Source organism: Nodosilinea sp. FACHB-131 (genome assembly GCF_014695395.1).
In the GTDB taxonomy this organism is placed as follows: Bacteria; Cyanobacteriota; Cyanobacteriia; order Phormidesmidales; family Phormidesmidaceae; genus Nodosilinea.
The window spans coordinates 87525-114307 of sequence record NZ_JACJOF010000032.1 but is presented as its reverse complement, the minus strand read 5'-3'; the positions used below and the strand labels follow the sequence as shown (position 1 = coordinate 114307).

Below are 26783 nucleotides of genomic sequence, written 5' to 3'. Positions count from 1 at the left end.
AGCGACGCGCTAACTCATCTACTGCTAGATGGGCCACAACTTGTACTTGCTTAGGCATTGCACAGTTCTGATTGCAATTCCTCTAATTATGCTCCTCCAGACGGACTCGATATAACTTCTATTTCCGGCCGAAAAAGCCGAGTACGACCTGCACCAGAATCACAGACCTTTGATTGGCTGGCTGTCCGCTAGCGGGTAAAACTAACAATTTTGGGGCAGGACATAAGTTCACTGCGTAAGCAGTAGTGAGCCTGCGGTGGCTTTCTCCTTTAGAGACACGGGTGAACAGCTTCAATCAGGGTGCAGATTGAGAGGCTAACCCACCACCGACTCCACCTTGGCCGCTTCATCCTCTGCCGCTGCTAGCAGCTCAGGGGCGGCGGGTTCCCGGTGGTCAAATGCCAGCTTCCCATCCTGCAAGTTCACGGTGATGGTCGCGCCCTGGGCAAAAGTGGTCTCTAGAATCTTGGTGGCGATCGGGTTCTCCAGCAGCCGCTGAATAGCACGCTTTAGGGGACGGGCACCATACACTGGGTCATAGCCGCTCTCGGCGATAAAGTCGATCGCCGGTTTGGTAATTTCCAATCCAATGGTCTGGTCGGCCAAGCGGCGCTGCACCCGACGGATTTGCAGGGCCACAATCTTGCGCAGCTCGCTCTTGCGCAGCGAGTGGAAGAGGATGAGGTCATCCACCCGGTTGAGGAACTCAGGGCGAAACTGCTTTTGCAGCGCCTTGAGCACCTGGACGCGCATTTCGTCGTAGCGATCGTCGTCGCCCGCCAGCTCGAGAATGTGGTCGCTGCCCAGGTTGCTGGTCATGATTACCACGGTGTTGCGAAAGTCGACTCGGTGACCCTGGGAGTCGGTGATGCGACCGTCGTCGAGCACCTGCAAGAGAATGTTGAACACGTCGGGGTGCGCTTTCTCTACTTCATCGAGCAGCACCACTGAGTAGGGGTGGCGACGCACCGCCTCGGAAAGCTGGCCGCCGTCCTCGTAACCTACATAGCCGGGGGGGGCTCCTACCAGCCGCGATACGGCGTTTTTCTCCATGTACTCCGACATGTCGATGCGAATTAGCGCATCTTCGGTGTCGAAGAGAAACTCGGCTAGGGCGCGGGCCAGTTCGGTTTTGCCTACCCCAGTCGGCCCCATAAAGAGGAAGGAACCCAAGGGACGACCCTGGTCGTTCATGCCAGCGCGGGCGCGGCGAATGGCGGCGGCCACGGCCTCAACAGCTTCATCCTGGCCGATTACCCGCTCGTGCAGGTGGCCTTCGAGCTGGAGCAGCTTTTGCCGCTCCGACTCCATCAGTCGATTGACGGGGATGCCCGTCCACTTGGCGACGATTTCGGCAATGTCGGCTTCGGTGACCTGTTCGCGCAGCAGGGTATTGCCCTTGGCCTGTAGTTCGACTAGCTGGGCCTCTAGGGTTTCGCGATCGCGCTGAATCTTCTCTAGACTGTCGTACTTGAGTTTGGCGGCCTTATTGAGGTCATAGGCCCGTTCGGCCTGCTCAATTTGCAGGCGAATCTGATCCTCTTCGTCCTTGAGGGTATGAATGGCGTCGAGGGCCTGCTTTTCGCTCTGCCACTGACCGCTGAAGGACTGCTGCTTGGTCTGGAGTTCGGCAATCTCTTGCTCAATGCGGCTGAGACGTTGGCGCGAGGCTTTGGTCATGGAGCCGTTTTCGGCCTCTAGAGAGAGCTTTTCCATCTCGATCTGCATGAGGCGGCGCTCGATGCCCTCCAGCTCCTCGGGCTTGGAGGTGATTTCCATTTTGAGCTTGGCGGCGGCTTCGTCAACCAGGTCGATGGCCTTGTCGGGCAAAAAGCGATCGGCAATGTAGCGGTCCGAGAGCACCGCCGCCGCCACCAGGGCGCTGTCGGCAATATCGACGCCGTGATATGACTCGTAGCGTTTTTTCAGCCCCCGCAAAATGGAGATGGTGTCTTCGGCGCTGGGCTGGCCCACGTACACCTGCTGAAAGCGACGCTCTAGGGCAGCATCTTTTTCAATGTGCTTGCGGTATTCGTCGAGGGTGGTGGCCCCAATGCAGCGCAGCTCGCCCCGCGCCAGCATCGGCTTGAGCAGGTTGCTGGCATCCATGGTGCCCTGGCCTGCCCCGGCTCCAACCACCGTGTGCAGCTCATCAATAAATAGCACCACCTGCCCCGCGGAGTCGGTGACTTCCTTGAGCACCAGCCGCAGCCGTTCTTCAAACTCGCCGCGAAACTTGGCCCCGGCAATTAGCCCGCCGATGTCGAGGGAAATCAGCGTGCGGCCCTTGAGCGATTCGGGCACCTCGCCATTGATGATGCGCTGGGCTAAGGCTTCGGCGATCGCAGTCTTGCCCACCCCCGGTTCGCCAATCACCACGGGATTGTTTTTCGTGCGCCGCGACAGCACCTGAATCACGCGGCGGATTTCGTCGTCACGGCCAATTACGGGGTCGAGCTTGCCGTCGCGGGCGAGCTGGGTGAGGTCGATGCCAAATTTCTCTAGGGCGTCGTACTGCTGCTCAGGGTTTTGGTCGGTGACTTTTTGGCTGCCGCGCACCGCCTGCACCGCCGCCATCAGCTCGGGACCTTCAACGTTAAAGCCCCGCAGCAGTCGCCGCCCAATTCGCTCGTCTTCCTGAAAACCCAGCAGCAGGTGCTCGACCGAGATGAATTTGTCTTTGAGGGTTTGACGCGCCGCCTCGGCCCCATCGAGCATGCGATCGAGACTCTGGCCCAGGTAGAGGTTGCTGTCGACACCGGGGCGCACGCGGGCCTGGCGCTGGGCAAATTTCTCTAGATCGTCGAGAATTTGGTCGCTGTCGAGGCCTGCCTTGTCGAGAATCTTGTGGGCCAGCCCGTCTTCTTCCTGGTCGAGCAGCGCGATCAGCACGTGCTCGACCTCCATATATTGATGTTTGCAGCGGCGGGCCACATCCTGGGCCTCAACGATGGCGTCCCAAGCTTTGGCGGTGAACTGATCCGGATCGGTTGGCTGCATAATCTCCGTGGGCGGGCAGGCTGCGCTTTGCTTTTTGTAACGGTTGGACGTTCAGTATATCAGTTGGCGCTTGGGGTGGCTGTGCTGTCCTCTGGGGTCAGCATAGAGTGATTGCCCGCCGCAAACTGTTCAGTCTTCACGACTCCTGGCCCTCTGTCCGATAAACCTCCAGGGCAACTCATGGCGTCCTAAAGGCTAACTCAGGGGTGGTAGGGCAGACTTTGGCTCGGGGTGAGACATCGTCGGATCAAACACCACCGAGCGATTGCGTCCCTGCTGCTTGGCTCGGTAGAGGGCTTGATCTGCCTGCTGAGTGAGCACCGTGGAGGTTGATTTCTGGGAGGGGATAAGGGTACTGATGCCTAAACTAATTGTAATCTGGGAACCCACCGCTGAGGCACGGTGGGAGATGGCTAGAGCCGCGATCGCTTGATGGATGTGGCGAGCTACCGCGATCGCCCCTTTCTGAATCGTGTTGGGCAAAATGATGGCAAACTCTTCGCCGCCGTAGCGAGCCAGCAGATCGGTGGGGCGACCTAATACCTTTTGGGCCGCCTGGGCAATGGCGTAGAGGCAGTCATCGCCCGCCTGATGGCCGTAGGTGTCGTTGTAGTACTTGAAGTAGTCGACATCAAACAGCAGCAGTGAGAGGGGCAGGCGATCGCGGCTGAGGCGAGCCCACTCTTGCCCGAGGCGATCGCTAAAGCGGCGACGGTTGGCTACTTGAGTCAGCGGGTCGATGTGGGCCAGCTGATCCAGCAGCCCCGTGGCGCGGCGCAGTTCAGCGTTGATCTGAGTCATGTGAACCTCGGCCCGCTGGCGCTCTTGCAGTTCAGTTTGCAGCCGTTGAACCAGGTCGGCTTGGTGAATGGCGATCGCTAGCTGCGCCGCAATATCTTCTACCAGTTCGATCTCAACCCCCTGCCAATAGCGCGGCCCTGAGCAGTGATGGATGACAATCAGCCCCCACAGGTGGTGCCCCTTTTGCAGGGGCACCACCAGGCTGGCCTGTACCTGAAACTGGCTGAACAGCTGGCTGTGCTCATCCAGCAGCCTCATTTCGTGAATATCGCGAATGGCCAGGGTGCCAGCGTTGTGGCGAATGCCCCGATAGTGATCGCCGAACCCCTGGTGCGGCATCTGGGTCACCATAACCGAGTCAACCCCCGGGGCTACCGCCTCCGACACAAAATTACCGCCCGCTGCCTCATCGGCGGGGGTGAAGCGGTAGACACCCACCCGGTCAGCGGCCAAGCACTGGCGAATTTCCTGGGCTGCTACGGCGAAAATCTGCGTCAGGTCAAGGGATTCTCGAATGTGTTGGGTAATTTGCCCCAGCGCTATGGCCCGCTCGTACTGATGCTTAAGGGTGGCCTCGGCCTGCTTTTGGGCGCCAATCGCCGCCTCGGCCTGCTTCTTGGCCCGCAAAATTTCGTCTTCGTACTGCATGCGCTGGCGAATGGGAATCACCACACAGTCGTTGATGGCGTCTCCCTGGCGCTGCCGCCGCACCCCATTGGCCAAAATGGGAATGTCTTGCCCCGATCGCGATCGCAGCGAAAAGTAAATTTCCGTCACCGCTCCCTGCACTCGCAGCATAGGAAACACGTGGGTCTGATAAAAAATGCGGCTGGCCACCGGCAAAATAGCCACAATATTTTGACCCTGCAACGCCGTTCGCTCCCAGCCCAGCAGGGTCAGCAGCGTGGCGTTAGCGTACTCAATCACGCCGTCGTCGCGTACCGACAAAAACCCGCAAGGAGCCTGGTCGAGCAGGGGGTCTACGCCCTGGGGCGCAGATCTTGGGGTAGAACTTCGGTTAACCATAGGTTGGACTCAGACTGGCCGCCTCTAAATAAGTTTTGATTAGCTGAATGGTTTCGTCTGGATGGCTCATGTGGGGGCAGTGACCCGTCGCCGCCATCAGGGCCAGAGTGCTGTGGGGTAAATGCTGATGCAGGTACTGCCCCACTTCAGCCGGGGCGATCGCATCGTCTTTGCACTGCAAAATTAGGGAGGGCACCGGCACCTTGGCCAAATCGTCGCGGTTGTCGCTATAGAAAGTAGCTTTAGCAAACCGTGTGGCAATGGCGGGGTCGGTGGAGCAAAAGCTCTCCTCTAGCTCCTGGGTGAGCTGGGGGCGATCGGAGTTCTGCATCACCACCGGAGCCAAGAGGTGCGCCCAGCCAATGTAGTTTTTCTCCATGATGTCGAGCAGCTGATCAATATCCTGCCGGTCAAAACCGCCGACATAGGATTCGTCGTTGATATAGCAGGGCGATGGGCCAATCATCACTAGCCGCTCAAAACGCTCGGGGGCCGCGATCGCCGCCAACAGGCCAATCATGCTGCTCACCGAGTGGCCCACAAAGATCGCCTGCTCCAGGTTCAACGCCGCACAGATGTCTAAAATATCTTGGGCATAGCCCTGAAGGTGGCTGTATCGTTGCGGCTCGTAGGCGGCCAAGTCTGACTCACCAAACCCTACATAGTCAAACAAAACCAGTCGATAGTCGGCGGCAAAGGCAGGGGCGACAAACCGCCACATCTTTTGATCGCAGCCAAAGCCATGGGCCATCACCAAAGGTCGCTGCCCTTGGCCCATGACCTTGACGTTGTTTCGGCTTAAAACATCCACTGACATGATCTACCTTTGCGCTGAACCCCCGTATCGGTTTAGCGTGCCCAATTGCCAAAGCGCAAAAGAAGACGCATCAATCTCTAAACTTGTCTTCAGAAGACGTTAACTATCGTTGATTGTCTCAACAATTAGTTATCAATCTTGCGGCCAAGGGTATTAAAAAACACGTCCTCTCCTCACTGTCTTACCCCACTATTCCTAGGCTACACCTCGGGTTACCCAATGGGGTAAAACGCCCAAAATAGAGGGTTATAGCAAAAGAACGGAAACTCAAGAGCGAAAGATGGAAAAAATACCCGCTAGGCTTGAATCACGGCATTTTGAAGTGGAACAGCCCAGATTTTACTGTCTACAGCTAAATGTTGGATTAGCCGAATGGTAGAACAGCTAGAGGACTGGCTAGGACGATTGGGAAGGTGCAGTTCATATCGTTAAGCCCTCCACACTTCCAAGGGTCAAAGCCAAGCCCTTTGTCGTTCTTAACACTTTTTCTTTTGCTAGGTTGCGATCGCAGTCATCAGGCTCCTAGCTAACCTCAGTTCGGGTTAGGCATAGTTAGCGATGTTTCTCGGCAGCCCTCTCCCCAAGCCCCTCTCCCACGAGGAGAGGGGAGCCAGAAGCGCTCAAAGTCCCTCTCCCTCAGGGAGAGGGATTTAGGTGTAGCTTGCTTCCCGCAGGGTGGGCCACAACGCCAGCCAAGCGAAGGCACGCAGCGGTTGCAATGCCGGGCTTATCCCGAACTCAGGCTAGCTAACCAGCCAAAGCCCAACCGCTATAGCCACGTTAAGACTTGCTCAACTCCAAAAAAAAGGATTTGCCTGAATGGGCTAACTCAGCCTATTCCATTCATTTAGTAGCGAATACGAGGATCAATATAGGCATTCAAAATATCGATCGCGATGCTGATTACCGCTACGATCATGGCAAAAAATACCATCAGCCCCTGCACCACTGGGTAGTCGCGTTGAGAAATCGCTTCATAGAGGCGATTGGCCAGCCCTGGCCACGAAAACGTCACCTCCGTAAGCACTGCGCCTCCCAGCATTGAGGCAAAGGTCAGCCCCAAAATTGTAATCACCGGAATCATGGCATTCTTTAGCGCGTGCACCAGCACAATGCGCCGCTCTGGAATGCCTCGCGCTCTAGCCGCCTCCACATAGTCTGCTGTTAAGGTCTGCTTCAGGTTGACCCGCACCATGCGCTCAAATACCCCGCTGATTAAAATCCCTAGGGTAAGACTGGGCAGAGCCAGGTAATACAAGGTGGTAAAGAAGGCTTCCAAATCCAACGACAGCAGGCTATCTAGCAGATACAACCCGGTTGGCCCAGTTGGGGGCGCGGCCCGTAGCGGGTAGCGAGTGCCAATAGGGAACCAGCGCAGCTGCACCGCAAAAATGAGCTGCAAAATCATGCCAAACCAGTACATGGGAATGGCGTAGGTAATAATGCCAAACAGCCGCCCTCCCGCATCCAGTGGCGAGTTGGGTCGCGAGGCCGCCAGGGCACCGACGCCGACGCCCACTACCGTGGCGACAATCATGCCGCACACCGTCAGCTCTACCGTCGCCGGAAAGTGGGCCCGAATAATTTGCCACACCGTTTGTCCCTGGGTTGCTAGCGACGATCCCAAATCCAGTCGCAGCAGATCCCCCAGGTAGCTCAGGTACTGAATGAACAGGGGCTGGTCCAGGCCGAGCTGTGACCTGAGCGCATCCTTCGCCGCCGCCGGAGCCCGTGCTCCCAGCAGCGCATCTACCGGATCGCCCGGTGTCGCCCGCAGCAGCAAAAACACCACCGTAGTGATGGTCAAAATCATCAGCGGGGCCAGCAGCAGCCGAGTGAAGATGTAGTAGCGCAGGGCGGCAGAGCGAGAGGCCATGGGGAGTAGGAGGAGATGGGAAAGAGAAAGTTTTGAAGGTTTAGTTTTGAGTTTTAACTGAGGCTTGAATTCAAAACTCAGAACTCAAAATTTAGAACTCACGGTCTTCACCAGCTCATCCTCTCGAAATTTTCCATAGCAAAAACTGCTGGGTTGGCTCCACGGCCACGCCTTCTATGCCGTCTTGGGCAAAGACGTAGTCTTTGTTTTGCCACAGGGGCACGTAAGGCACATCATTGACCATCATCTGCTGGAGGTCGGCGATCGCCTGCTGGCGGGCGGCGGGGTCTTGCTCGGCCTGCTGTTTGGCCACGAGCTGATTGGCTTCGGGGCTGTAGTAAAACGAGCCGTTAGCTTGAGAAGGCCCCTCTTCACAGAGATTGTTGCTGCCTTTCTCACAGCTCATAAAGGGTTGAATAAAGGTGTCGGGGTCGTAGTAGTCGGGGTACCAGTTGGACAAAACGATGGGGTAAATGCCTTTGCCCACGTTTTCCCAGAGGGTGGCCCCTTCGGTATTTTGCACGCTTACCGTCACCAGCCCCGGCAAGCCCGCCTCGATCGATTCTTTGAGGGTGTTGGCGACAATGCTGCGGGTAGTAGAAGCCGAGGGATACCAGATTTCTAAAGTTAGCGGATTAGCCTCTGAGAAACCAGCTTCGGCGAGCAGGGTTTTGGCTTTGTCAAAGTCGCCGTCGCCGTAGGCGTCCTTAAACACCGGCTTAGCAATTTCAAAGCTGGCGGGAATCAGGCTGTAAAGCGGCTCGGCCTGACCTTGAAAGACGCGCTCGTTGAGCAAAGGGCGATCGATCATGGCGGCGATCGCCTGCCGTACCTTGACATCGTCTAGCGGCGCAATCTTTTGGTTGAGCGCCATGTAGTTAATCACGTTGGTGCCTGCCTCGATCACCTGCCAGCCGCCGGAGCTTTCTTCCCGCTCTAGGGCCGCCACCTGCTCGGGGTCGAGGGTTTGGTAGGCGATATCGAGGCCGCCAGTTTTGAAGGTGTTATAGAGGTTGGCGGGGCTGGTAAAAATTTGAATATCGATGCCCTGGTTGGCGGGAGCATCGCCCCAGTAGTCGGGGTTGACGTCGAGTTTAATCGAGTCGCTGGTGAAGCCCGACAGCTTGTAGGGACCGGTGCCCACAAAGCTGTCGGGCTTGAAGCTGCCGGTGCCAATCTCGTAGCTTTCGGGTGAGATCGGAGTGACGCCCGAAAAGCTCAGCAAGGCCGGAAGCGCCGCAAAGGGCGTTTTGAGGGTCAGGGTGAGTTCGGAGTCACCGGTGGCCTCGACGGTAGCAATTTTGTCAGACAGCAGATAGGCGGGACGGCCACCGTTTTCCATAAACCGCTGGATGGAAAAGGCCATCACCTCGGCATTGAAGGGGGTGCCGTCGTGGAGGGTGACGTCGTCCCGCAGGGGGATCGTGTAGGTTAGGCCGTCATCGCTGACAGTGGGTAGCTCGGTGGCGAGCTGGGGTACCAGGTCGGTGGTGCCGGGCTCATAGGTGTAAAGGCGATCGCCCAGGTTGTAGAGCAAAATGCCGGGGAAGGTCTCGTAGGCGTCGGCGGGGTCGAGGGTGCGGGCGGTGAGGGTGGTGCCAATGGTAATGCGGCCATCACCACTGTCAGCAGGGGCATCGGCAGCGGGTTGGTCGTTGCCGGCACAGCCCAGGGCGATCGCAAATACTAGTCCAAACAGCCCCACAAACTGCACTATCCGGCGCCAAGGCTGCCGTGCCCAAATTCCCTTGCCTTTACCCATCCACGACACCAAAGAACTCATCAGGTTTTATTCAACTAACTGGCCAACACTGGGATAGTTGTATCACCCTTTGGGGACTAGGGGGAGTGGGGAAGTGGATGGGTAGGGGGTGGATGGGGAGGTTGCCCTCTTTGCTCCTTACCCCTCAGTCCCTACGGCCTCACTGACCTTGCCAGTTGCAAACCGTTGCCACAATGCGTCTGTGACTAGGTGCGACAGCAGCCCCAGGGGGCCAGCAAAGAAACACAAGGCGAGGGAATGGCGGGTGAAGACGCCGCTTTCCTGGCCTTGCCAGTAGATCCAGCGACCAACAAATAGGTCGAAGGCGAGAAAGTGTACCCAGCCGGTGGCGGTGACGTGGGGCTGGGCAAAGACAGCTGCTAAGCCGCTCAGGCTGAGGTTGGGGTCGGAGAGGGCTTCGATACCTTCGACGTTGGTAAAGCTGGTAACAAAGAGGAACAGGTACAACCCCGCTAGGGCAGCAAAGGGGAGCAGGGAACCCATGACGGTGCGGGTGAGTTTGGTGTTGGGCACTAGTATCATCAAAGTCCAAAAGGGCAGCACGAAGAGGTTGGCACCGCTAAACAGTAGCTCTAGCAGGTTGGCATCAACGGTCATAGTGGAGATATGGCTTAAAAGAACTGCCTTCTAGTGTAAGCAGTTCCCGTAGGGTGCATTCGCGCAGCAATGCACCATCCACCTGAGCTATGAGTCCCTAGGGAACCCAGCTATTGGTAAGGTGGGCACTGCCCCCCACGCTTGGGCGGACGGTAGACCTAGGACAAAGCCAGATTGACCGCTGGGGACATTTCGATTGTCCCCAGACCCCGCTCGACCAGGGCCGTGCCGCCGCCCTGAACCCAACGGAAAGGAGCGGTTGATTATTGGTTTAAACCTCTGTTTTGCAAATGGGCCTGCGGGCAACCTTAGACCTTGTAGTTACAACCCTCAGCCTCACTCTTTCTTCCTCATCTCCCTCACCTTCCCCATCTCCTTATCTCCTCACCCACTCCCCTACACCATCTCCTCGATCTCCTCGGCCTGGGGATGAAAGTACTCATAGATCTGCTGGGCCAGCTGGGGGCCAATGCCAGGGACGGTGGCGAGCTGTTGGGGACTGGCTTCGCGGATGTAGTCGATGGAGCGGAAGGCAGCGAGCAGCTCTTTTTGGCGGTGCTGGCCCAGACCGGGAATCTCGGAGAGGCGCGATCGCCGCATCCGATCCGTCCTTTTCTTGCGGTGAAAGCTGATGGCAAAGCGGTGGGCCTCGTCGCGCAGGCGGCGCAACAGCTGCACACCGGGCTGCTCGGCTTCGGTAGGCAGCGGAATGGATTCGCCGGGCAGGAAAATCTCCTCGCGCTTTTTGGCCAGGCTGACGACGTTAATGTCTTGCATTAGGTTGAGTTCCCGCAGCACTTCGACCACGGCGGAGAGCTGGCCCTTGCCGCCGTCGATCATCACTAGGTCGGGCCAGTCTGGGTTGCCCAAGCGCGGTTTGGTGGGGTCGGTGGCGTAACGGCGAAAGCGGCGGCGAATTACCTCGGCCATGCTGGCGAAGTCGTCGGAGTGGCCCGGTTTGACCTCGGGATTCTTGATTTTGTAGTGGCGGTAGTGCTGCTTGGCGGGCATGCCATCGACAAACACCACCTGGGAAGCAACGGCGTCGGACCCCTGGATGTGGGAGATGTCATAGCCTTCGATGCGCTTGGGCAGGTCGGGCAGGTCGAGGGCGATCGCCAGATCTTGCAAGGCCTGAATGTTGCGATCGGCGGCGGCCTGGGTTCGAGCTAGCTCGTACTGAGCATTGCGCTCGACCATGTCGATCAGCTCAGCTTTAGTTTGGCGCTGGGGCACTTCGACGGAAACTTTGCGGCCCCGCCGCTGGGTGAGGTATTGGGTCAGCATGTCGCCCTCGGGCAGCTCGTGCTGAGCGAGAATCAGCGCCGGAATTTCGACCGCTTCTACAGTCTGGTAGTGATCCTCTAGCACTCGCTGGAGAATTTCGCCCGGTGTGCCCGACTCAGCATCGGCAGTGAAGCCCAGGCGGCCCACTAGGCGACCAGCCCGCACCTGAAAGATCTGCACGCAGGCGTGTTTGTCATCGGCAGCTAGGGCGATCGCATCCCTCGACACCGTATCGTCGGGCAGGGCCACCTTTTGATCGGCACAGAGCCGCTCTAGTCCCCGAATTTGATCCCGCAGCCGGGCTGCCAGCTCAAACTTGAGGTCTTCCGCCGCCTTCTCCATTTGGGCGGTGAGAATATCCACCAACTCGGTAGTGCGGCCTTGAAAGACCATGACGACGCGCTGAAGAGTCTTGTGGTAATCCTCTGGTGAGATGAGCTGCTGGCAGACGCCGGGGCAGCGGCCAATGTCGTAGTTGAGGCAGGGGCGATCGCGGTGCACTGGCTGGGGCCGCTGCCGCAGCGGAAAGATGCGCTTGACCAAGTGCAGAGTGCTGCGCAGCAGACCGACATCGACATAGGGGCCGTAGTAGCGATCCTTCAGGCTCTTGCGCCGCTTGCGGGTAATAAAAATACGGGGATAGTCCTCTGACCAGGTGACGCAGAGGTAGGGATACTTCTTGTCATCCTTCAGCAGCACGTTGAAGTGGGGCTGGTTCTGCTTGATCAGGTTGGCTTCTAGCGCCAGGGCCTCAGCCTCGGTGTCGGTAACGATAAATTCGATATCGACAATCTGCATCACCATCACGGTAATGCGCGGCATGTGGCCATGAAAGTCGCGAAAGTACGATCGCACCCGGGTGCGCAGACACTTCGACTTGCCGATGTAGAGCGTCTGGTCGCGGCCGTCCTTCATAAAGTAGACCCCCGGCTCCTTAGGGATCTCTTTGAGCCGGGCCTCGAGGCGCTCGGGGTCGTTAACCAGAGTAATGGGTTGAACCGAAGTCACAGGCGCTAGGGGCTAAACCTCTGTACTAACCAGGATAGCGGCAATTTCATGCCGCAAAATTCTCCTGGGCAGACGGTTTTCCGCCACAAGAAGGAGTGATATGTTTGGATGACATGTCGGCCCGTTGTCGGCCTCAGTATATGTGCGTATTCGAGCAGGTTGTTTATATACCTGCTTCACGGACACTTGCGATCCCGACCAGAACTGTAAAGATTGATTTTGTAAGCGATTCTTTCTGGAAACCTCTCACCCTTGATGTAGTTAGTATTACATCTTGTTCCTGATCGTTCCCGTCACTATATCTTGCCTACATGACTCCCCAAGAATTTGAAACTCGCTATCGCGAGCAAATTAAAGATATTCTCAATCAGCTCCAGTCCGCCATGGCGACCTCGTCCCAGCTTGAGCACACCATCACCGATATTGGCGTCGCCGTTCAGCTGTTAAGCCGAGATGTAGAGCGCTATCTGGCCGAGCAACAGTCGGGGTCGGGGGGCGGCAGCCTGTCGTAGCGTCGGTTCGCGTTTAAGAAAGAGTTGAAGGTGCTAGGAGAGCGTTGGCGGGTCGAAACGTTGAAAAACTAACGTTCCAACCCGCGAGCCTTTCAACTATTAGGTCACTAAGCTCGGCTTCAATTCGGTTGCTCACTCTGACTGGGGCGATCGCAAAACTGTGTGAATCGCCTGGGTGAGTTGCTGAAGGGCAATGGGCTTGACCAAGTACTGCTGTGCCCCCAATGCCAGGGCGCGCTGCTGGTCTTCGGCGAAGGCATAGCCCGACACAACGATGACGGGCAAATGTTGCCATAGAGTAGACGATCGCAGCTGTTGGAGCAGGGTGTAGCCATCAATTTCGGGCAGCCCTAGATCGAGCAGCAGCAGATGGGGTTGAAACTCCTTTAAATGCTGCTGTAGGTCTAGCCCGTGGGGCAGCGCCAGCACCCGAAACCCAGAATAGGTCAGGTAGTCTGCAAAAAACAGACGGTTGCCCCGGTCGTCTTCTACCACAACGACACGAAGCTGACCATCAGCAGTGCTGAATGGAGATGTCACCATTACCCTTAGATCCTACTCTGAGAACTGGCACCACCAGAACCGTGAGTCGTTCTGATAACCCAATGAGTTGCACCCTGGATACTAATGAATGGCGTAGCCCGGCATGAGAACAAAGCCGGGCAAGTTAATGCAATCCTTAACTCGGTTACTCCCATCTTAATGGGTGCTTTACTGGTGGCTCAGTTGCTGTAGCGACTTCTGTAGGTTTATTTACAGCGTTACCCCAGTTTTGTATCAAATGTGAATTCAAACATCGCCGCTTCGGGCGAGGTATCAATGCAACTCGTTGGAGGTATTGGCGCAGCCCCAGTTGGGCCGTAGTGTGTTTGTCCTAACTGGTCGACGGAACAAAGAGGATTTAACCTCGTGCCGAGATGAGACTACCCACCTCACCGGATCAAATGCTTAGGGGGCGCCTGGCAAAAACTCAGCGATGCGATCGATCGCCGCTTCTAGCACATCTGGCGAATGCACGAGGGCAATGCGCACATAGCCCTCGCCCGCCTTGCCAAAGCCTATGCCAGGAGCCAGGGCCACTCCGGTCTGCTCGACCAGTCGCAGGCAAAACTCTTTAGAGCGCTCACCCCGGGGGTCGGGCAGCTTGGCCCAGAGATACATCGTGGCTGCGGGCTTGGGCACCGCCCAGCCAATGCGATTTAACGCCGCCACCGCCGTGTCGCGCCGCTGGCGAAAGGTGGCAACCATATTGTGCACGGTGTCTTGGGGGCCGGTGAGGGCGGCGATCGCCCCCCGCTGAATGCCGGGATACTGATTGAAATCTACGTTGGCCTTGATCTGGCGCAGAGCGGTAATGATCGCTGCGTTGCCGATCGCGTACCCCACCCGAAAGCCGCCCATGTTGTAAGACTTCGACATGGTGAAGAACTCGATGGTGCAGGTCTTGTCGGGGTCAGCCTGGAGAGCCGATACTGCTGGCTTCCCAGTAAAGGTCAAGTCAGCGTAGGGAAAGTCGTGGGCCAGCACTAGGTTGTGCTGCTGGCAAAAGGCCACTGCCTCTTGCCAAAACTCAAGCGAGGCGGTGGCAGTGGTGGGGTTGTGGGGATAGCTCAGCACCATCAGCCGCGACTGCTCCAGCACCGCCAGAGGAATGTCGGCAAAGCGGGGTAAGAACCCATCCTCCGCATGCAGGGGCATGGGATAAATCTGTCCGTTGGCCAGGTACACGCCCCCGGCGTGGGAGGGGTAGCCGGGATCCATCAGCAGAGCAAAGTCGCCGGGATTGAGCACCGCCAGAGGTAGGTGGGCGGTACCCTCCTGAGAGCCGATCAGCAGCAGCACCTCGGTTTCAGGATCGACAACGACATCAAACTTATCGGTATACCAGCGCGCGGCGGCTTCACGAAACGCTTGGGTCCCCGAAAACAAGCAGTAGCCGTGGGTGCTGGGATCGCTGAGGGCAGCGGCGATCGCCTCTAACACGTGAGGCGGCGTTGCTAAATCTGACGACCCCAACGACAGATCGACAATCGATTGGCCCGTCGCTCGAGCCGCTGCCTTAGCCCGATCCATATCGGCAAACACGTTGGCCTGTAAAGGCCCCATCCGCTGGGCAATTTGCATAGTGCTGGGGAAGTTAGGTCAGTCTGTCGCTGGTGAGACAGAGTTAATCGGAACAAATTGATTGGGGAATACTCATTATAAAACCTTTGTTTTAGCCCCGGTCTTTAGGAATTACTGAAGGGATTCCTGGATCAGTCCTAGTCAAATGTCACCTCCCATTTCGCCGAGGGCGGCAGCTCAAATCGATCTGCATAATACAGTCATCGGAGATCAGGTCCTCTACAGCCTTTTTATAATCTTTTATCCTGGTGGTCTCTCTACCATGAACCAAGTTCAACCTACGTCTTTAGGAGATGCCTACCCAGCCCTGTGCAACTTTTTGCGGCTCACCTCACTGACCCTGTCTGCCCCTCAGCTAGCACTAACAGTCCAAGTAGGCGACGACTGGCGCCACGGCGGGGTGATGAACTACGGTCAACTGCCCGCTGCCACTCTGCGAGAGGTGCTGTCGAGCCAGCCGATGGAACCAACATTTCTCGAATGCGATCAGCTTTCCCTGAGTACCCACAGCCAATCCGGTCTACATTCCGAAGCCAACCCGATACCAGTGCTGGTAGGGCGTCTACACAGCACCGACGACCGGTATCACTTTACGATTTATGTGCCTGGGCTGACCGTAGATCGGCTGAGTGAGGTGCAGGTTAAAACCCTCCAGTACCTCACCCAGCAGATGCTTTTGTGCCTGGCTCTAGCCCAACCCGCTACCCCATCACCTTCGCTGGCGACGCCCAAACTGAAAGCGAGTGAGCCCTCTGACGGCGTCGATTTTCTATCGCGAGTGGTGGCGCTAAACCCCAGTGGCGCTGTCTACGATCGCGTCCAGCACGGCCATCCTCGCTTGGCAGATCTGGTGGCTCAGCTCCAGTCGTGCCTGTCCTACAAACAGTTGGGTCAGCTGTTGGGCACCTACTTACCCTATTTCTTCCCACATCAGTCGGGGCGGCTGGTGCTGTTTTCGAATCCCCCTGAAAGCTTTACAGTGCTCACTGAGTGGGGCGATCCTAAGCCCTTAACAGCGGTAGAACAACAGTGCTGCTATTCTCAAAGCCAGCTATCGGCTCCGCTGCCTAGAGTTGGTCAAGAGTGCCACCAGTGCCAGGTGACCCACTGCCCTCAACAGGTCACCAAATGCATTGTGCTCGGTATGGTAAATGACACCACCTGTATTGTGCAGCTGGTGCAGGCAGAGGCAGCACCCTTTACCTTGGTGCAAACGACGCTGCTAAAAAAGCTGTCGGAGCAAATTTTGTTTGTGATGCAGCGGCTGCTTCTACTCGAAGATTTACAAGATCAAGCGCTCAAGGATCCGCTGACGGGTTTGCTCAACCGTCGCCATGCCGAAACCGTGCTCAACAGCCTGTGCCAGGCCGGCAAACAGCAGAATATCAGCATCATTCTGATCGACATCGACCACTTCAAAGCCATCAACGATACCTACGGCCACCAGGCAGGCGATGCCGTGCTCAAAAATATCGGCATGCTGCTGCGGGGCCACGTGCGCGCTCAGGATATTGTCTGTCGCTATGGTGGTGAAGAATTTTGTATGGTGCTGCTCGACACTACCCCTGAAGTCGCTCTAAAACGAGCCGACAAAATCCGTCGGGCTGTGAAGTATGTCACTAATTCCTTTAATGGCCAGGCGCTACCACCGATCACGATTTCCCTGGGTGTAGCGAGTTTTCCTCACCACGGTGAAACCCCGCACACTCTAGTTACCCTGGCTGATAAGGCACTGTATTGGGCCAAAAACCACGGGCGCGATCGCGCCATCAGCGTCGACCACATGCTCTCTGGCGCTGAGTGCTCTTGAACCCCTGGCTCTGGTTTGAATTAGGCATAGCAGGTACAAGGTTTAGGGTTCAAGGGGCTACCTTTGACCCTAAACCTTGTACCCGCCTAAAGGTCTAGTCAAGCTTGTCAATCTGCGATCGCAGTTGCTCTAGCTCGGCATCCACTTCCGTCGACTCGGTGGCGGGGATTGCTGTTCCAGCAGCGGGCAACTGCCCCTGGTCAACGGTGCCACCCGCCAGCTGGGCCTTCATTGCCTCCAGCTCTAGATCGACATCGCCACCGGCTTCTAACCTGGCAAACTGGCTTTCTAAGTCAGACCCAGCTAGCTCTACCGCCGCTTGGGATCTAGCCTCCATTTGCAGCACCTTTTCTTCCATGCGCTCAAAGGCCGCCATAGCGCTGCCGGTGTTGAGACTGCTGGTGGTGTTTTGCAGTTGCTCGTTGGCCTTGGCGGCACTGGCCCGTGCCTTGAGCATATCTTTTTTGGTCTTGGCCTCAGACAGCTTGCTCTCTAAGCCAATCAGGTTGCGTTTGAGCTGATCCACGGTGGCGCTTTGGCCATCTAGCTGAGTCTTGAGGGCAACGGCGGTTTCGGCCTGGGTTTTCTTGCGCAGCAGCGCCTGTTTGGCCAGTTCGTCATCGCCCTTTTGCAGGGCTAGCTGAGCCCGCTGCTGCCAGGTGTTGGCTTCACTGCTAGCCCGCTCATACTGCTGCTGCACCCGCTTCTGGCTGGCGATCGCGCCCGCCACCGCCTGGCGCATTTGCACCAGGTCTTCCTGCATATCGATGATGGCCTGGTCCAAAATCTTCTCTGGATTCTCCGCCGAACTCACCGCCGCATTCAGGTTAGAGCGAACCACTCGGCTAACGCGATCAAATAACCCCATGACGTGCTGCTTCCTTAATCTATGGTGTTGCGATGGTCTCTACCTAGTTTACAGAAAGTGAGGGGAGATCGGGTTCAGGTAGGGGGATCGAGGTTTAAGGTTTAAGGTTTAGAGCCGCCCCTGTGAACCTTAAACCTTGAACCCCAAGCCCTTATCCCTCCAAATTCTCCGCATCCCACTTCAACACCGACGCATTAACCCCCTGCTCACGCTTGAGCTTGGCATCTTTTTCAAACCACTGGATAATCTGTACGGCGGTTAGGGCCTCAATTGGGGTATTGGTATCGGCGGCAATGACTCGTAGTAGCTTGCCCGTGGAGATGGTGAGCCGGGCCAAAAATTTCTCGGGGGATGACAGCAGCGCCTTGTCGACTTCCGCCGATTCTTCTGGGGTGAGAAACTGGAGCGATTGGTCAAGCATGGTTCAAGGCGAGGAAATATTAAAGGACAACTATAGCGATCGCACTGCCTCCTCGGTTTTTGCCGAGGGTAAGGACTCCCCTAAGCACGGTGGTCACTATACATTCATAGTGTCAGACCCTACTGAGGTTGGCAAAAGCCCTGCAAAAAAGAGAAAAGCGGCTGCCAGGAATGTCCCAGCCGCCGCCTTTATTTGGAGAGGGTTGTTCTAGATCTACGTTTCGGGCAGAACTTTGGATGCTTCTAGATCTCAAACTGCTGAGCCAGGCCCCCAGCTAATCGCCCACCGTACGCAGCAGGCCGCATACAATTTACCCTCCGAGCCACGGCGTACTGCCCGCTGACGGTATTTACCAAGGCTAGGAAGACGGGGTACCAATGACGTTTTTGGCCAACCACAGTCCGCCAAACATCTCTGGTCGGAACGCGAGGTGAAAGCTCAAGGCACCGGCTTTGGGCAAAAAGGCCAGGTGAAAGATGCAGGTTAACCCTATGGGACCTCAGTTCTAAGAGACAAAGCCCCGCCTTGAAGCTCGTACGGCTTAAATCTCCTAGTCGCGCCCCTGCACCAGGTAGCCGCAGCGATGCTCACCTCTCACCAGCCAGTGGGTACGCTGCACCGTGCAGTCGGTCAGCGCCACCTGAAACATCTCTAGCTCATGGCCGCAAACGCTAGGGAACGACTCCGCAATGTGAGAAATAGCGCAGTTATATTCGGTGATGATGTAGCCAGGGCCGGTCTGACGCACATCGCCATCGCTGACCTCGTGCCACTCAGACATATAGCCCTCGGCCTGGCGAATCTGCACCAGTCGAGCCACCCGTTCGCCTAAGCTGCCGGTGCCGACGCGATCGCGATACTCCAGGGCCTTGCGCTCCCACTGTTTGCGCAGCATGGTGCCCACCTGCTCCTGGCCCATGGTGGCAGACAGGGTATCGAGCAGAGAAATCGCAAATTCATCGTACTTAGCGGGGTAGCGATCGCGCCCCTTGGCGCTGATCTGATACAGGTGGTTAGGTCGTCCCATGCCCTCCTGCACCGCTCGGTGCTCGATTAGCGCTTCTGCTTCCAAATCCTTTAGATGGCGACGAATGGCCTGGGCACTCACCTCAAAGTGCTCTGCCAGATCATGGGCTGTCGCTTCGCCCTGCCTGAGCAGGTACATCAAAATGTCGTCTTTTGTAGAGGTAGAGGGTTGCTGCACAGAGGTCATGGCGTTGGCCCACAGTAAGACTTATAGAGGACATAGTCACAGGAGACTATACCTACCTAGACCAGGATTATCCCAGTCCATCGGACGATAATCTACTTTGACAACCTTTATGTTGTTAAACTAGTCTAAGATTCAGTTAGACAACTTAAAAGTTGCTTTAATTGTATAAAATTATTGGGCTGTGTAGCGTACCAATCCCGTAATGACTGACCTCAAACCCAATCAGGCCACCGACAAGAACCTAGAGCTCATGCGCAACTTTGCCCAGAGCTACGCCAAGCGCACTGGCACCTACTTTTGCTCCGATGCTGGTGTGACTGCGGTGGTGCTTGAAGGTCTAGCCAAACACAAAGATGACCTCGGCGCGCCCCTGTGCCCCTGTCGCCATTACGAAGACAAAGGGGCTGAGGTTAAAGCCATCTACTGGAACTGTCCCTGCATCCCCATGCAGGAGCGCAAAGAGTGCCACTGCATGCTCTTTCTCACGCCCGACAACCCCTTCGCGGGCGAGCAGCAAGACATTACCTTCGAAACCATTCGTGCCGAAACCAACAAGTTTTAAGCTTCTGCCCGTCCCGCCAGATTCCTGTCTAACCCCGATTGTGCAGCCCGTTTACAGAGTCGCGTCATGAGTGCTTCCGTTCAAACCCTTGTTAGCCAACCCTATAAGTACGGCTTCACTACCAATATTGAGGCCGACGCCATTCCTCGCGGCCTCAGCGAAGACGTGGTGCGCATGATCTCAGCCAAGAAGAACGAGCCAGCCTTCATGCTGGAGTTTCGGCTGAAGGCCTACCGCAAGTGGCTGACGATGAAAGAGCCTGCTTGGCCCAACGTCAAGTATCCGCCCATCGACTACCAGAACATCGTCTACTACTCGGCCCCCAAGACCCAGCCCAAAAAGCTCGGCAGTCTGGACGAAGTAGACCCTACTCTGCTCGACACCTTCGAGAAGCTGGGCATTCCCCTCTCGGAGCAAAAGCGGCTGGCCAACGTAGCCGTTGATGCCATCTTTGACAGCGTGTCGGTGGCCACCACCTTTAAAGAGAAGCTGGCTGAATCAGGCGTTATCTTCTGCTCGATCTCCGAGGCGCTGCAAGAGCACCCCGACCTGGTGGAGAAATACCTGGGCAGCGTCATTCCCATCGGCGACAACTACTTTGCGGCGCTGAACTCGGCGGTGTTTAGTGACGGGTCGTTTGTGTACATTCCCAAAGACACCCAGTGTCCGATGGATTTGTCGACCTACTTCCGCATCAACAACGGCGACTCGGGCCAGTTTGAGCGCACGCTGATTGTGGCCGAAGCGGGCAGCTCGGTGACCTACCTGGAGGGCTGCACCGCCCCCATGTATGACAGCAACCAGCTCCACGCTGCGACCGTCGAATTGGTGGCCATGGATGACGCGAGTATCAACTACTCCACTGTGCAGAACTGGTACGCCGGGGATGAGAACGGCAAGGGCGGCATCTACAACTTCGTCACCAAGCGTGGCCTCTGCGCCGGGAAGAATTCTAAAATCTCCTGGACCCAGGTAGAAACCGGCTCGGCCATCACCTGGAAATACCCCAGCTGTGTGCTCGTGGGCGACAACTCTGTGGGTGAGTTTTACTCGGTGGCGTTGACCAACAATATGCAGCAGGCCGACACCGGCACCAAGATGGTGCACGTGGGCAAAAATACCCGTAGCACCATTATCTCCAAGGGCATTTCGGCGGCGAACTCAAAGAATAGCTATCGAGGCCTGGTGAAAATTGGGCCAAAGGCTACTGGGGCGCGCAACTACTCCCAGTGCGACTCGATGCTGATTGGCGATACTTCCAGCGCCAACACCTTCCCCTACATTCAGGTGCAGAACAGCACTGCTCAGGTTGAGCATGAAGCCTCGACCTCTAAGATTGGCGAAGACCAGCTGTTCTATTTTGCCCAGCGGGGCATTTCGCCGGAGGATGCGGTGTCGATGATCATCAGCGGGTTCTGCCGCGATGTATTTAACAAGCTGCCCATGGAGTTTGCCGCTGAGGCGGATAAGCTGCTGGCGCTGAAGTTAGAGAACTCGGTGGGGTAGATGGATGAACTCCCTCACCCCCAACCCCTCTCCCTTAGGGAGAGGGGAGCTGAAAATCCCGGTAGGGTGGGCACTGCCCACCACTTGAGAATCCTTACAAGCGGGAAATTCACCAACAGGGAATCTCCAAAGTCGACAGAGGTAGATGGTGGGCAATGCCCACCCTACAAAAACGAAAGTTCGAAACTTCATCGCGCAGGAGCATGGTGGGCGGTGCCCACCCTACGGGAAAGGAACCATGATTAACGACAACAGCGAAATTATTCTCTCGGTGCGCGACCTCCGTGCCACTGTGGACGGCACCGAAATTCTCAAAGGCCTCAACCTGGAGGTGCGGGCTGGAGAAATTCACGCCATCATGGGTCTCAACGGCTCGGGTAAGAGCACATTTTCTAAGGTGCTAGCGGGTCATCCCGACTATGAGGTGACGGCGGGAGAGATCCACTTTAAAGGACAGGACGTTCTTGAGCTAGATCCCCACGATCGCGCCACCGCCGGTATTTTTCTCGCCTTCCAGTACCCGCTAGAAATTCCTGGGGTGAGCAACCGCGACTTTTTGCGGGTAGCTTTCAATGCCCACCGTAAGGCTCGGGGCGAAGACGAAATTGACGTATTTGACTTCGACGACCTGATCGAAGAAAAGCTGGACGTGGTGAAGATGGATGCGTCTTTCTTAGATCGCAGCGTCAACGAAGGCTTTTCGGGTGGCGAGAAAAAGCGCAACGAAATTCTGCAAATGGCGCTGCTAGAACCGGCCCTGTCCATTCTGGACGAAACCGATTCAGGGCTTGATATTGACGCGCTCAAAACTGTGGCCGGTGGGGTAAACCAGCTGGCCAACGCCGACAACGCCGTAGTGCTGATTACCCACTACCAGCGGCTGCTCGACTACATCGTGCCCGACTTCGTCCACGTGATGGCTGATGGTCGCATTATCACGACCGGCGGCAAAGACCTGGCTAAGCAGCTAGAGTCGCGCGGCTACGAATGGGTGCTGGAGGAATTTCGCGCGGGGGTGACGGCGTAATGGCGACTGTGTCTGACGTGAGCGTGTTAAGAACGGCTGATCAGCGCGATGCTTACCTGAAGGGGCTGGTGCAGATTGCCCAGGCAGCTGTGCCCGAGAACCTGGCTCTAGAGGAGGTGCGCTCGCGCGCCGCCTCCTTCCTCAACGAGCAAACCTTTCCTTCGACTCGACAGGAAGACTGGCGCTTCACCGACCTATCGGCAATGTTGGCCATCGACTTTGCCACCACTGGAGAGGCTTCTGTCACCGAGGCTGATATCGCTGAGCTGCGCCTGCCAGAGACCGCTGGCGCTCAGGTGGTGGTCGTTAATGGACGGGTGAGTCGCGAGCTGTCTCAGCTTGGTAGCTTGCCAGAGGGGGCAGTTGTTGGTTCGCTAGGCGATCGCCCCGAACTTCAGAGCCAACTGGCTGACCGCCTCGCCCAAGCCAGCGGCAACCACGAAGTGTTTACGGCTCTAAACACCGTGGGCTTTACGGATGCTGTGGTGGTTTGGCTGCCCCGCAACCAGGTGGTTGAAACCCCAATTCAAATTATCTATGTGTCTCAGGCCCAGGGCGATTCCCTGCTTGTTCAGCCCCGCTGTTTAGTGGTTGCTGAGTCGGGTAGTGCCCTCACCCTGGTAGAAGATTACTGGGGCAACTCAACGGCAACCCACTTCACCAATGCCGTCACTGAGCTGTGGCTCGACGCCAACGCCCAGATTACCCATAGCCGCATCGAGCGAGAGGGCACAGGTACCTTTCACATCGGCAAGACTGTAGTGACCCAGGCTCGCGATAGTCAGTACATTGGGGTTGCTGCCGGGTTTGGGGCCAAACTGGCCCGCCACAACTGGGAAATTTACCAAACCGGCGAACAAACTACCACCAGGATCTATGGGTTGGGGGCTATCTCCGCTACCCAGCACGCTGACACCCACAGCCTGGTGGCCCTGAGCCATCCCCACGGGATTGTGGAGCAGGAGCACAAGGCGATTGTGGATGGCAAAGCCCACAGCGTTTTTAACGGACGCATGGCTGTAGCCCAAAAAGCCCAGCTCACCAATGCCAGCCAGCTCAACCGCAACCTGCTGCTGTCTGACCAGGCGCGGATAGATACTAAACCCCAGCTCGAAATCGTGGCCGATAACGTCAAGTGCGCCCACGGAGCAACGGTGAGCCAGCTTCAGTCGGACGAGATTTTTTACCTGCAAAGTCGCGGCATTAGCGCTCCCCAAGCCCAGCGATTGCTGATCTATGCTTTTGCTATGGAGATTTTAGACAGGATACCGGTTGAGACGCTGCGATCGCGCCTTGCCGAAGCAATCACCCAGTGGCCCTGACCCCCTACCCATCCACCCCCTCACTCCTATGACCGTCGCCCAGGAACTCACCCTCGCCGCTAAGGTTCGTGCCGACTTCCCGATTCTGCATCAGGAGGTGAATGGTCAGCCGCTGGTTTACCTCGACAACGCTGCCACCTCGCAGAAGCCCAAGGCGGTGCTAGATGCGCTACAGCACTACTACCAAAACGACAATGCCAACGTGCATCGAGGGGTGCACAACCTCAGCGCTCGGGCCACTGAGTCCTATGAGGGCGCGAGGGATAAAGTGGCTGCCTTTGTTAAGGCTACCAGCCGTGACGAGATTGTCTTTACCCGCAATGCCAGCGAAGCCATCAACTTAGTGGCCTACGCTTGGGGCATGAGCACGCTGAAAGCAGGGGATGAAATTATTCTCTCGGTGATGGAGCACCACAGCAACCTGGTGCCCTGGCAGTTTGTGGCCCAGCGCACTGGAGCGGTGCTTAAGTTTGTAGGGCTAACTGCCGACCAATCCTTTGACCTCGATCAGTATCGTGAGCTAGTCAACGACAAGACCCGACTAGTGGCCGTTAACCACGTTTCTAACACCCTGGGCTGCATCAACCCAGTAGAAGAGATCATCGACCTTGCCCACCGCCACGGGGCCAAAGTGCTGATTGATGGCTGTCAGAGCGCGCCTCACCTGCCGCTCAATTTGCCTGCCCTAGGCTGCGACTGGTTCGTTGCCTCGGGCCACAAGATGTGTGCCCCTACCGGCATTGGGTTTCTCTACGGCAAGCTGGAAGTGCTGGAGGCTATGCCTCCATTTATGGGTGGTGGCGAAATGATCGCCGACGTGTTTTTAGATCACTCCACCTACGCCGCGCTGCCCCACAAGTTTGAGGCAGGGACTCCGGCAATCGCAGAGGCGATCGCTCTTGGGGCAGCCGTAGACTATCTCTCGACCCTGGGCATGGACAACATCGCTGCATACGAGCATGAGCTAACGGCCTATCTGTACCAGCAAATGCAGACCATTCCTGAAGTCACCCTCTACGGCCCGCTTCCCCAAGCCGACGGCGGCGGACGGGCAGCCCTAGCTACCTTCACCGTTGAGGGCGTCCACGCGCAGGACTTGTCTACCCTACTAGATCAGTCGGGCATTGCCATTCGCTCGGGCCATCACTGCACCCAGCCTCTGCACCGTGTTTTGAACGTAGACTCTACCGCTCGGGCTAGCCTCTATTTTTACAACACCAAAGCCGAGATCGACAGCTTTATCGCTGTGCTCAAAGACACTATCGAGTTCTTCAAAAGCGTGTTTGAAGAACTCGATTGACCGCTACTTGTAGGTCGCCAAGGAGTCTGTTTAAGCTATGTGAATTTCATCAGTTCTTCTGGGCATGCTAAAAGCCAGATTGAACGCATCACAACTTAGACAGGCTTCAAACTTCTTCCCATCACCCCTCCAGAATGTGTAGGGCCCAAAATCATCCTTCTCACCTCTTAGTAGGGTGGGGTTAGAGAATTCATTTGAGCTGCTCTTCGTCACTAGCGTTGCAGCTTTTTCCTCGCAGGTATTCCTAGCTAAATATCTTGTGAAACAACATAACGTGACTATATAGCTTTCTAGTCACAAGCGTTGGAGCTTACTTCACAAATCAGCGTTTAGACTATGGAGTTGGTGAAAATTTATTCCTGTCAAGAAATCCGTTCTCCTTCGTCCTATAGAATATGTTGACTAAAACCAGCTGTCACATTTCATCAGATCCTAACTATGAGTGTAGAAGAAATTTCGGGAGAGGTGTTTGAGTATAAGAGCTACCCTAAAAACATTTTTTATTTGCTGAATATTTTCGCTCTTCTAAAAGTGGCTACAGAAGCCATGATCAAAGTATCAAGAGTTAGTCTGAGTGAGGTGTATAGTATGGTCGCCCATCCTTTTAGGGATGAGGGTGGCCGCATCAGTGGCGTTGTTGGGTTGTCTTATCCATTTCTGTTGTTGGCTAGCCTGATTTTTATATTTGCTTTTGAGAAATTTGAATTTGGCATATTTACTGGGTTCTGCATTTGCTTTTTGTTAGACAATTTTATGTCTAAAAATCTGATTAGAAAGGCCTCGACATATTTGCCTTTAGACGTCGAGATTTTAAGCTTGAATATTCAACCAGAAGTTGTTAGATCTCAAGTGTTTAGAAATAGTCTATTTACGGCTTGGCGAGTTGTCCTGCTTTATAGGAGTAAAGTAACCAAAGATTGCCCTGCTCTAGATGAGGCTGAACAAGATATTGAAGGAACTATATTCTACGAAAGTGAAAATTTGCAGCTTACCTACAGTAAAGCTTTAGCTCTGTCTAAAGCCTACGGTGTCTCCATATGCTTCCAAGACAGCGACGGGGCAAATCCAGAACTCGCTCTCAAGAGCCATGACTTTGAGGAGTATAAAACTTTAAGGCGCAAATTTAGACAAGTTATCAAAGACTCTGAGATTGCCGAATGCCGTGATCTAATCGTAGTTAAACATAAAGCAATTCCATATACGATTGAATCTCATTGGAACTTGCAGAGCTACATGCAAATGACCTGTGAGATTTTTATTATTTTGGTGAAGTCTTTTGTTCTGGTTATTGGTATTAATTTTTTGAGCTTTATAGGTGAACTGGCTTGGGGGTTACTAGGGTCAAGCCCTGTTCAAAATATGGGTCAAAGTTTACAGAGCATACAGGGAACCCTATTTTTTTGGAATTACTCTAATTTTCTTCTCGGCAATTTTGTTGACGTCTTCGAAATGCTAATTATTAGTGGGTTTTTGCTTTCGAAGTCGTTAGATGTAAGCATGTCCGAGATTTTTAGGATAAACAATGAGAGATTGATTTATTCTCTGCGTTTTAGTTTTTGGGGGCGTGAAAGACACCAAGGCTCATTGGCAGTGCGTGAAATTAAAGACATATTTTTTATAAAAAATCCTTACTCCGCAATCATTATTTCTGACTCTAAAAATGTAATAGAGATTACTGGCCTGCAAAAGATTTCTGAATTTAAGGTTTTGCTTATGCGTCTAGCAGAGGCCATAGGTTTTATGAGATACAAAAGCCGCAACTCTACGCCATAGAAATTGCTTTAAAGGTTTTGCCAACGCAGAAGGAGTTGAGACTTTTCTTGGATTCTCCTGCTCTGCGGAAGCTATAGACGTCTGTGAGAAGCACTTTGAGCTTGAAAACTTACCCTTTAAGCGGCAGAAGGGGTCTCAAGCCACGACAAA

20 protein-coding genes are annotated in these 26783 nt (G+C 55.6%); 8 read left to right on the top strand and 12 right to left on the bottom strand.

Annotated features, from left to right (window positions below; all coding sequences use genetic code 11):
• Positions 1-315 precede the first annotated feature (315 nt).
• The 7 genes from clpB to uvrC form a co-directional block, all read right to left on the bottom strand.
• The gene (gene clpB / locus H6F75_RS21995; protein ID WP_190754580.1) at positions 316-3000 is read right to left on the bottom strand and encodes an ATP-dependent chaperone ClpB; all 2685 of its coding nucleotides are present in this window, start codon (positions 2998-3000) and stop codon (positions 316-318) included.
• 195 nt (positions 3001-3195) lie between these two features.
• Positions 3196-4827, bottom strand: a complete 1632-nt coding sequence (locus H6F75_RS21990) for a diguanylate cyclase (RefSeq protein ID WP_190754579.1) — start codon at positions 4825-4827, stop codon at positions 3196-3198.
• On the bottom strand, positions 4820-5644 hold the full coding sequence (locus tag H6F75_RS21985) for an alpha/beta hydrolase (RefSeq protein WP_190754578.1): 825 nt from the start codon (positions 5642-5644) through the stop codon (positions 4820-4822). Before H6F75_RS21985 ends, H6F75_RS21990 begins: the two co-directional genes overlap by 8 nt.
• A gap of 847 nt (positions 5645-6491) precedes the next feature.
• Positions 6492-7520: an ABC transporter permease gene (locus H6F75_RS21980; RefSeq protein ID WP_190754577.1), complete on the bottom strand. Its 1029-nt coding sequence runs from the start codon at positions 7518-7520 to the stop codon at positions 6492-6494.
• A 115-nt stretch (positions 7521-7635) separates the two neighbouring features.
• On the bottom strand, positions 7636-9303 hold the full coding sequence (locus H6F75_RS21975; protein WP_190754576.1) for an ABC transporter substrate-binding protein: 1668 nt from the start codon (positions 9301-9303) through the stop codon (positions 7636-7638).
• A gap of 117 nt (positions 9304-9420) precedes the next feature.
• The gene (locus H6F75_RS21970) at positions 9421-9900 is read right to left on the bottom strand and encodes an ABA4-like family protein (protein WP_190754575.1); all 480 of its coding nucleotides are present in this window, start codon (positions 9898-9900) and stop codon (positions 9421-9423) included.
• A gap of 396 nt (positions 9901-10296) precedes the next feature.
• Positions 10297-12195 (bottom strand): excinuclease ABC subunit UvrC, encoded by a 1899-nt coding sequence (gene uvrC / locus H6F75_RS21965; RefSeq protein WP_190754574.1) that lies wholly within the window; start codon positions 12193-12195, stop codon positions 10297-10299.
• Positions 12196-12506: 311 nt separating this feature from the next.
• Here uvrC and H6F75_RS21960 point away from each other — a divergent pair, with 311 nt between their 5' ends.
• The gene (locus H6F75_RS21960; protein WP_190754573.1) at positions 12507-12707 is read left to right on the top strand and encodes a hypothetical protein; all 201 of its coding nucleotides are present in this window, start codon (positions 12507-12509) and stop codon (positions 12705-12707) included.
• Between the two features lie 132 nt (positions 12708-12839).
• On the opposite strand, the gene H6F75_RS21955 is transcribed toward H6F75_RS21960, so the two are convergent.
• The gene (locus H6F75_RS21955) at positions 12840-13250 is read right to left on the bottom strand and encodes a response regulator (RefSeq protein ID WP_190754572.1); all 411 of its coding nucleotides are present in this window, start codon (positions 13248-13250) and stop codon (positions 12840-12842) included.
• Positions 13251-13655: 405 nt separating this feature from the next.
• Positions 13656-14831 (bottom strand): LL-diaminopimelate aminotransferase, encoded by a 1176-nt coding sequence (locus H6F75_RS21950; RefSeq protein ID WP_190754571.1) that lies wholly within the window; start codon positions 14829-14831, stop codon positions 13656-13658.
• Between the two features lie 262 nt (positions 14832-15093).
• Here H6F75_RS21950 and H6F75_RS21945 point away from each other — a divergent pair, with 262 nt between their 5' ends.
• Positions 15094-16641, top strand: a complete 1548-nt coding sequence (locus tag H6F75_RS21945) for a GGDEF domain-containing protein (protein WP_190754570.1) — start codon at positions 15094-15096, stop codon at positions 16639-16641.
• A gap of 94 nt (positions 16642-16735) precedes the next feature.
• On the opposite strand, the gene H6F75_RS21940 is transcribed toward H6F75_RS21945, so the two are convergent.
• The 3 genes from H6F75_RS21940 to sufR all read right to left on the bottom strand — a co-directional run bounded on the left by H6F75_RS21940 (position 16736) and on the right by sufR (position 19143).
• Positions 16736-17509 (bottom strand): PspA/IM30 family protein, encoded by a 774-nt coding sequence (locus H6F75_RS21940; protein ID WP_190517288.1) that lies wholly within the window; start codon positions 17507-17509, stop codon positions 16736-16738.
• A gap of 151 nt (positions 17510-17660) precedes the next feature.
• Positions 17661-17930, bottom strand: a complete 270-nt coding sequence (locus H6F75_RS21935; protein WP_190754569.1) for a hypothetical protein — start codon at positions 17928-17930, stop codon at positions 17661-17663.
• 550 nt (positions 17931-18480) lie between these two features.
• The gene (gene sufR / locus H6F75_RS21930) at positions 18481-19143 is read right to left on the bottom strand and encodes an iron-sulfur cluster biosynthesis transcriptional regulator SufR (protein ID WP_190754568.1); all 663 of its coding nucleotides are present in this window, start codon (positions 19141-19143) and stop codon (positions 18481-18483) included.
• Positions 19144-19345: 202 nt separating this feature from the next.
• Between sufR and H6F75_RS21925 the strand changes: the two genes are divergently transcribed.
• From H6F75_RS21925 to H6F75_RS21900, 6 genes are all read left to right on the top strand, one after another.
• On the top strand, positions 19346-19705 hold the full coding sequence (locus H6F75_RS21925; RefSeq protein ID WP_190517277.1) for a ferredoxin-thioredoxin reductase catalytic domain-containing protein: 360 nt from the start codon (positions 19346-19348) through the stop codon (positions 19703-19705).
• A 66-nt stretch (positions 19706-19771) separates the two neighbouring features.
• Positions 19772-21211: a Fe-S cluster assembly protein SufB gene (gene sufB, locus H6F75_RS21920; protein WP_190754567.1), complete on the top strand. Its 1440-nt coding sequence runs from the start codon at positions 19772-19774 to the stop codon at positions 21209-21211.
• Positions 21212-21449: 238 nt separating this feature from the next.
• Positions 21450-22238, top strand: a complete 789-nt coding sequence (gene sufC / locus H6F75_RS21915) for a Fe-S cluster assembly ATPase SufC (protein WP_190754566.1) — start codon at positions 21450-21452, stop codon at positions 22236-22238.
• Positions 22238-23560 carry a Fe-S cluster assembly protein SufD gene (gene sufD / locus H6F75_RS21910; RefSeq protein WP_242020271.1) on the top strand — a complete coding sequence of 441 codons (1323 nt, stop codon included), beginning with the start codon at positions 22238-22240 and terminating at the stop codon, positions 23558-23560. The genes sufC and sufD overlap by 1 nt, the downstream gene beginning before the upstream one ends.
• 28 nt (positions 23561-23588) lie before the next feature.
• Positions 23589-24860: a SufS family cysteine desulfurase gene (locus H6F75_RS21905; protein ID WP_190754564.1), complete on the top strand. Its 1272-nt coding sequence runs from the start codon at positions 23589-23591 to the stop codon at positions 24858-24860.
• Positions 24861-25298: 438 nt separating this feature from the next.
• Positions 25299-26633, top strand: coding sequence for a hypothetical protein (locus tag H6F75_RS21900; RefSeq protein WP_190754563.1), 1335 nt, complete (start codon positions 25299-25301; stop codon positions 26631-26633).
• Positions 26634-26783 lie beyond the last annotated feature (150 nt).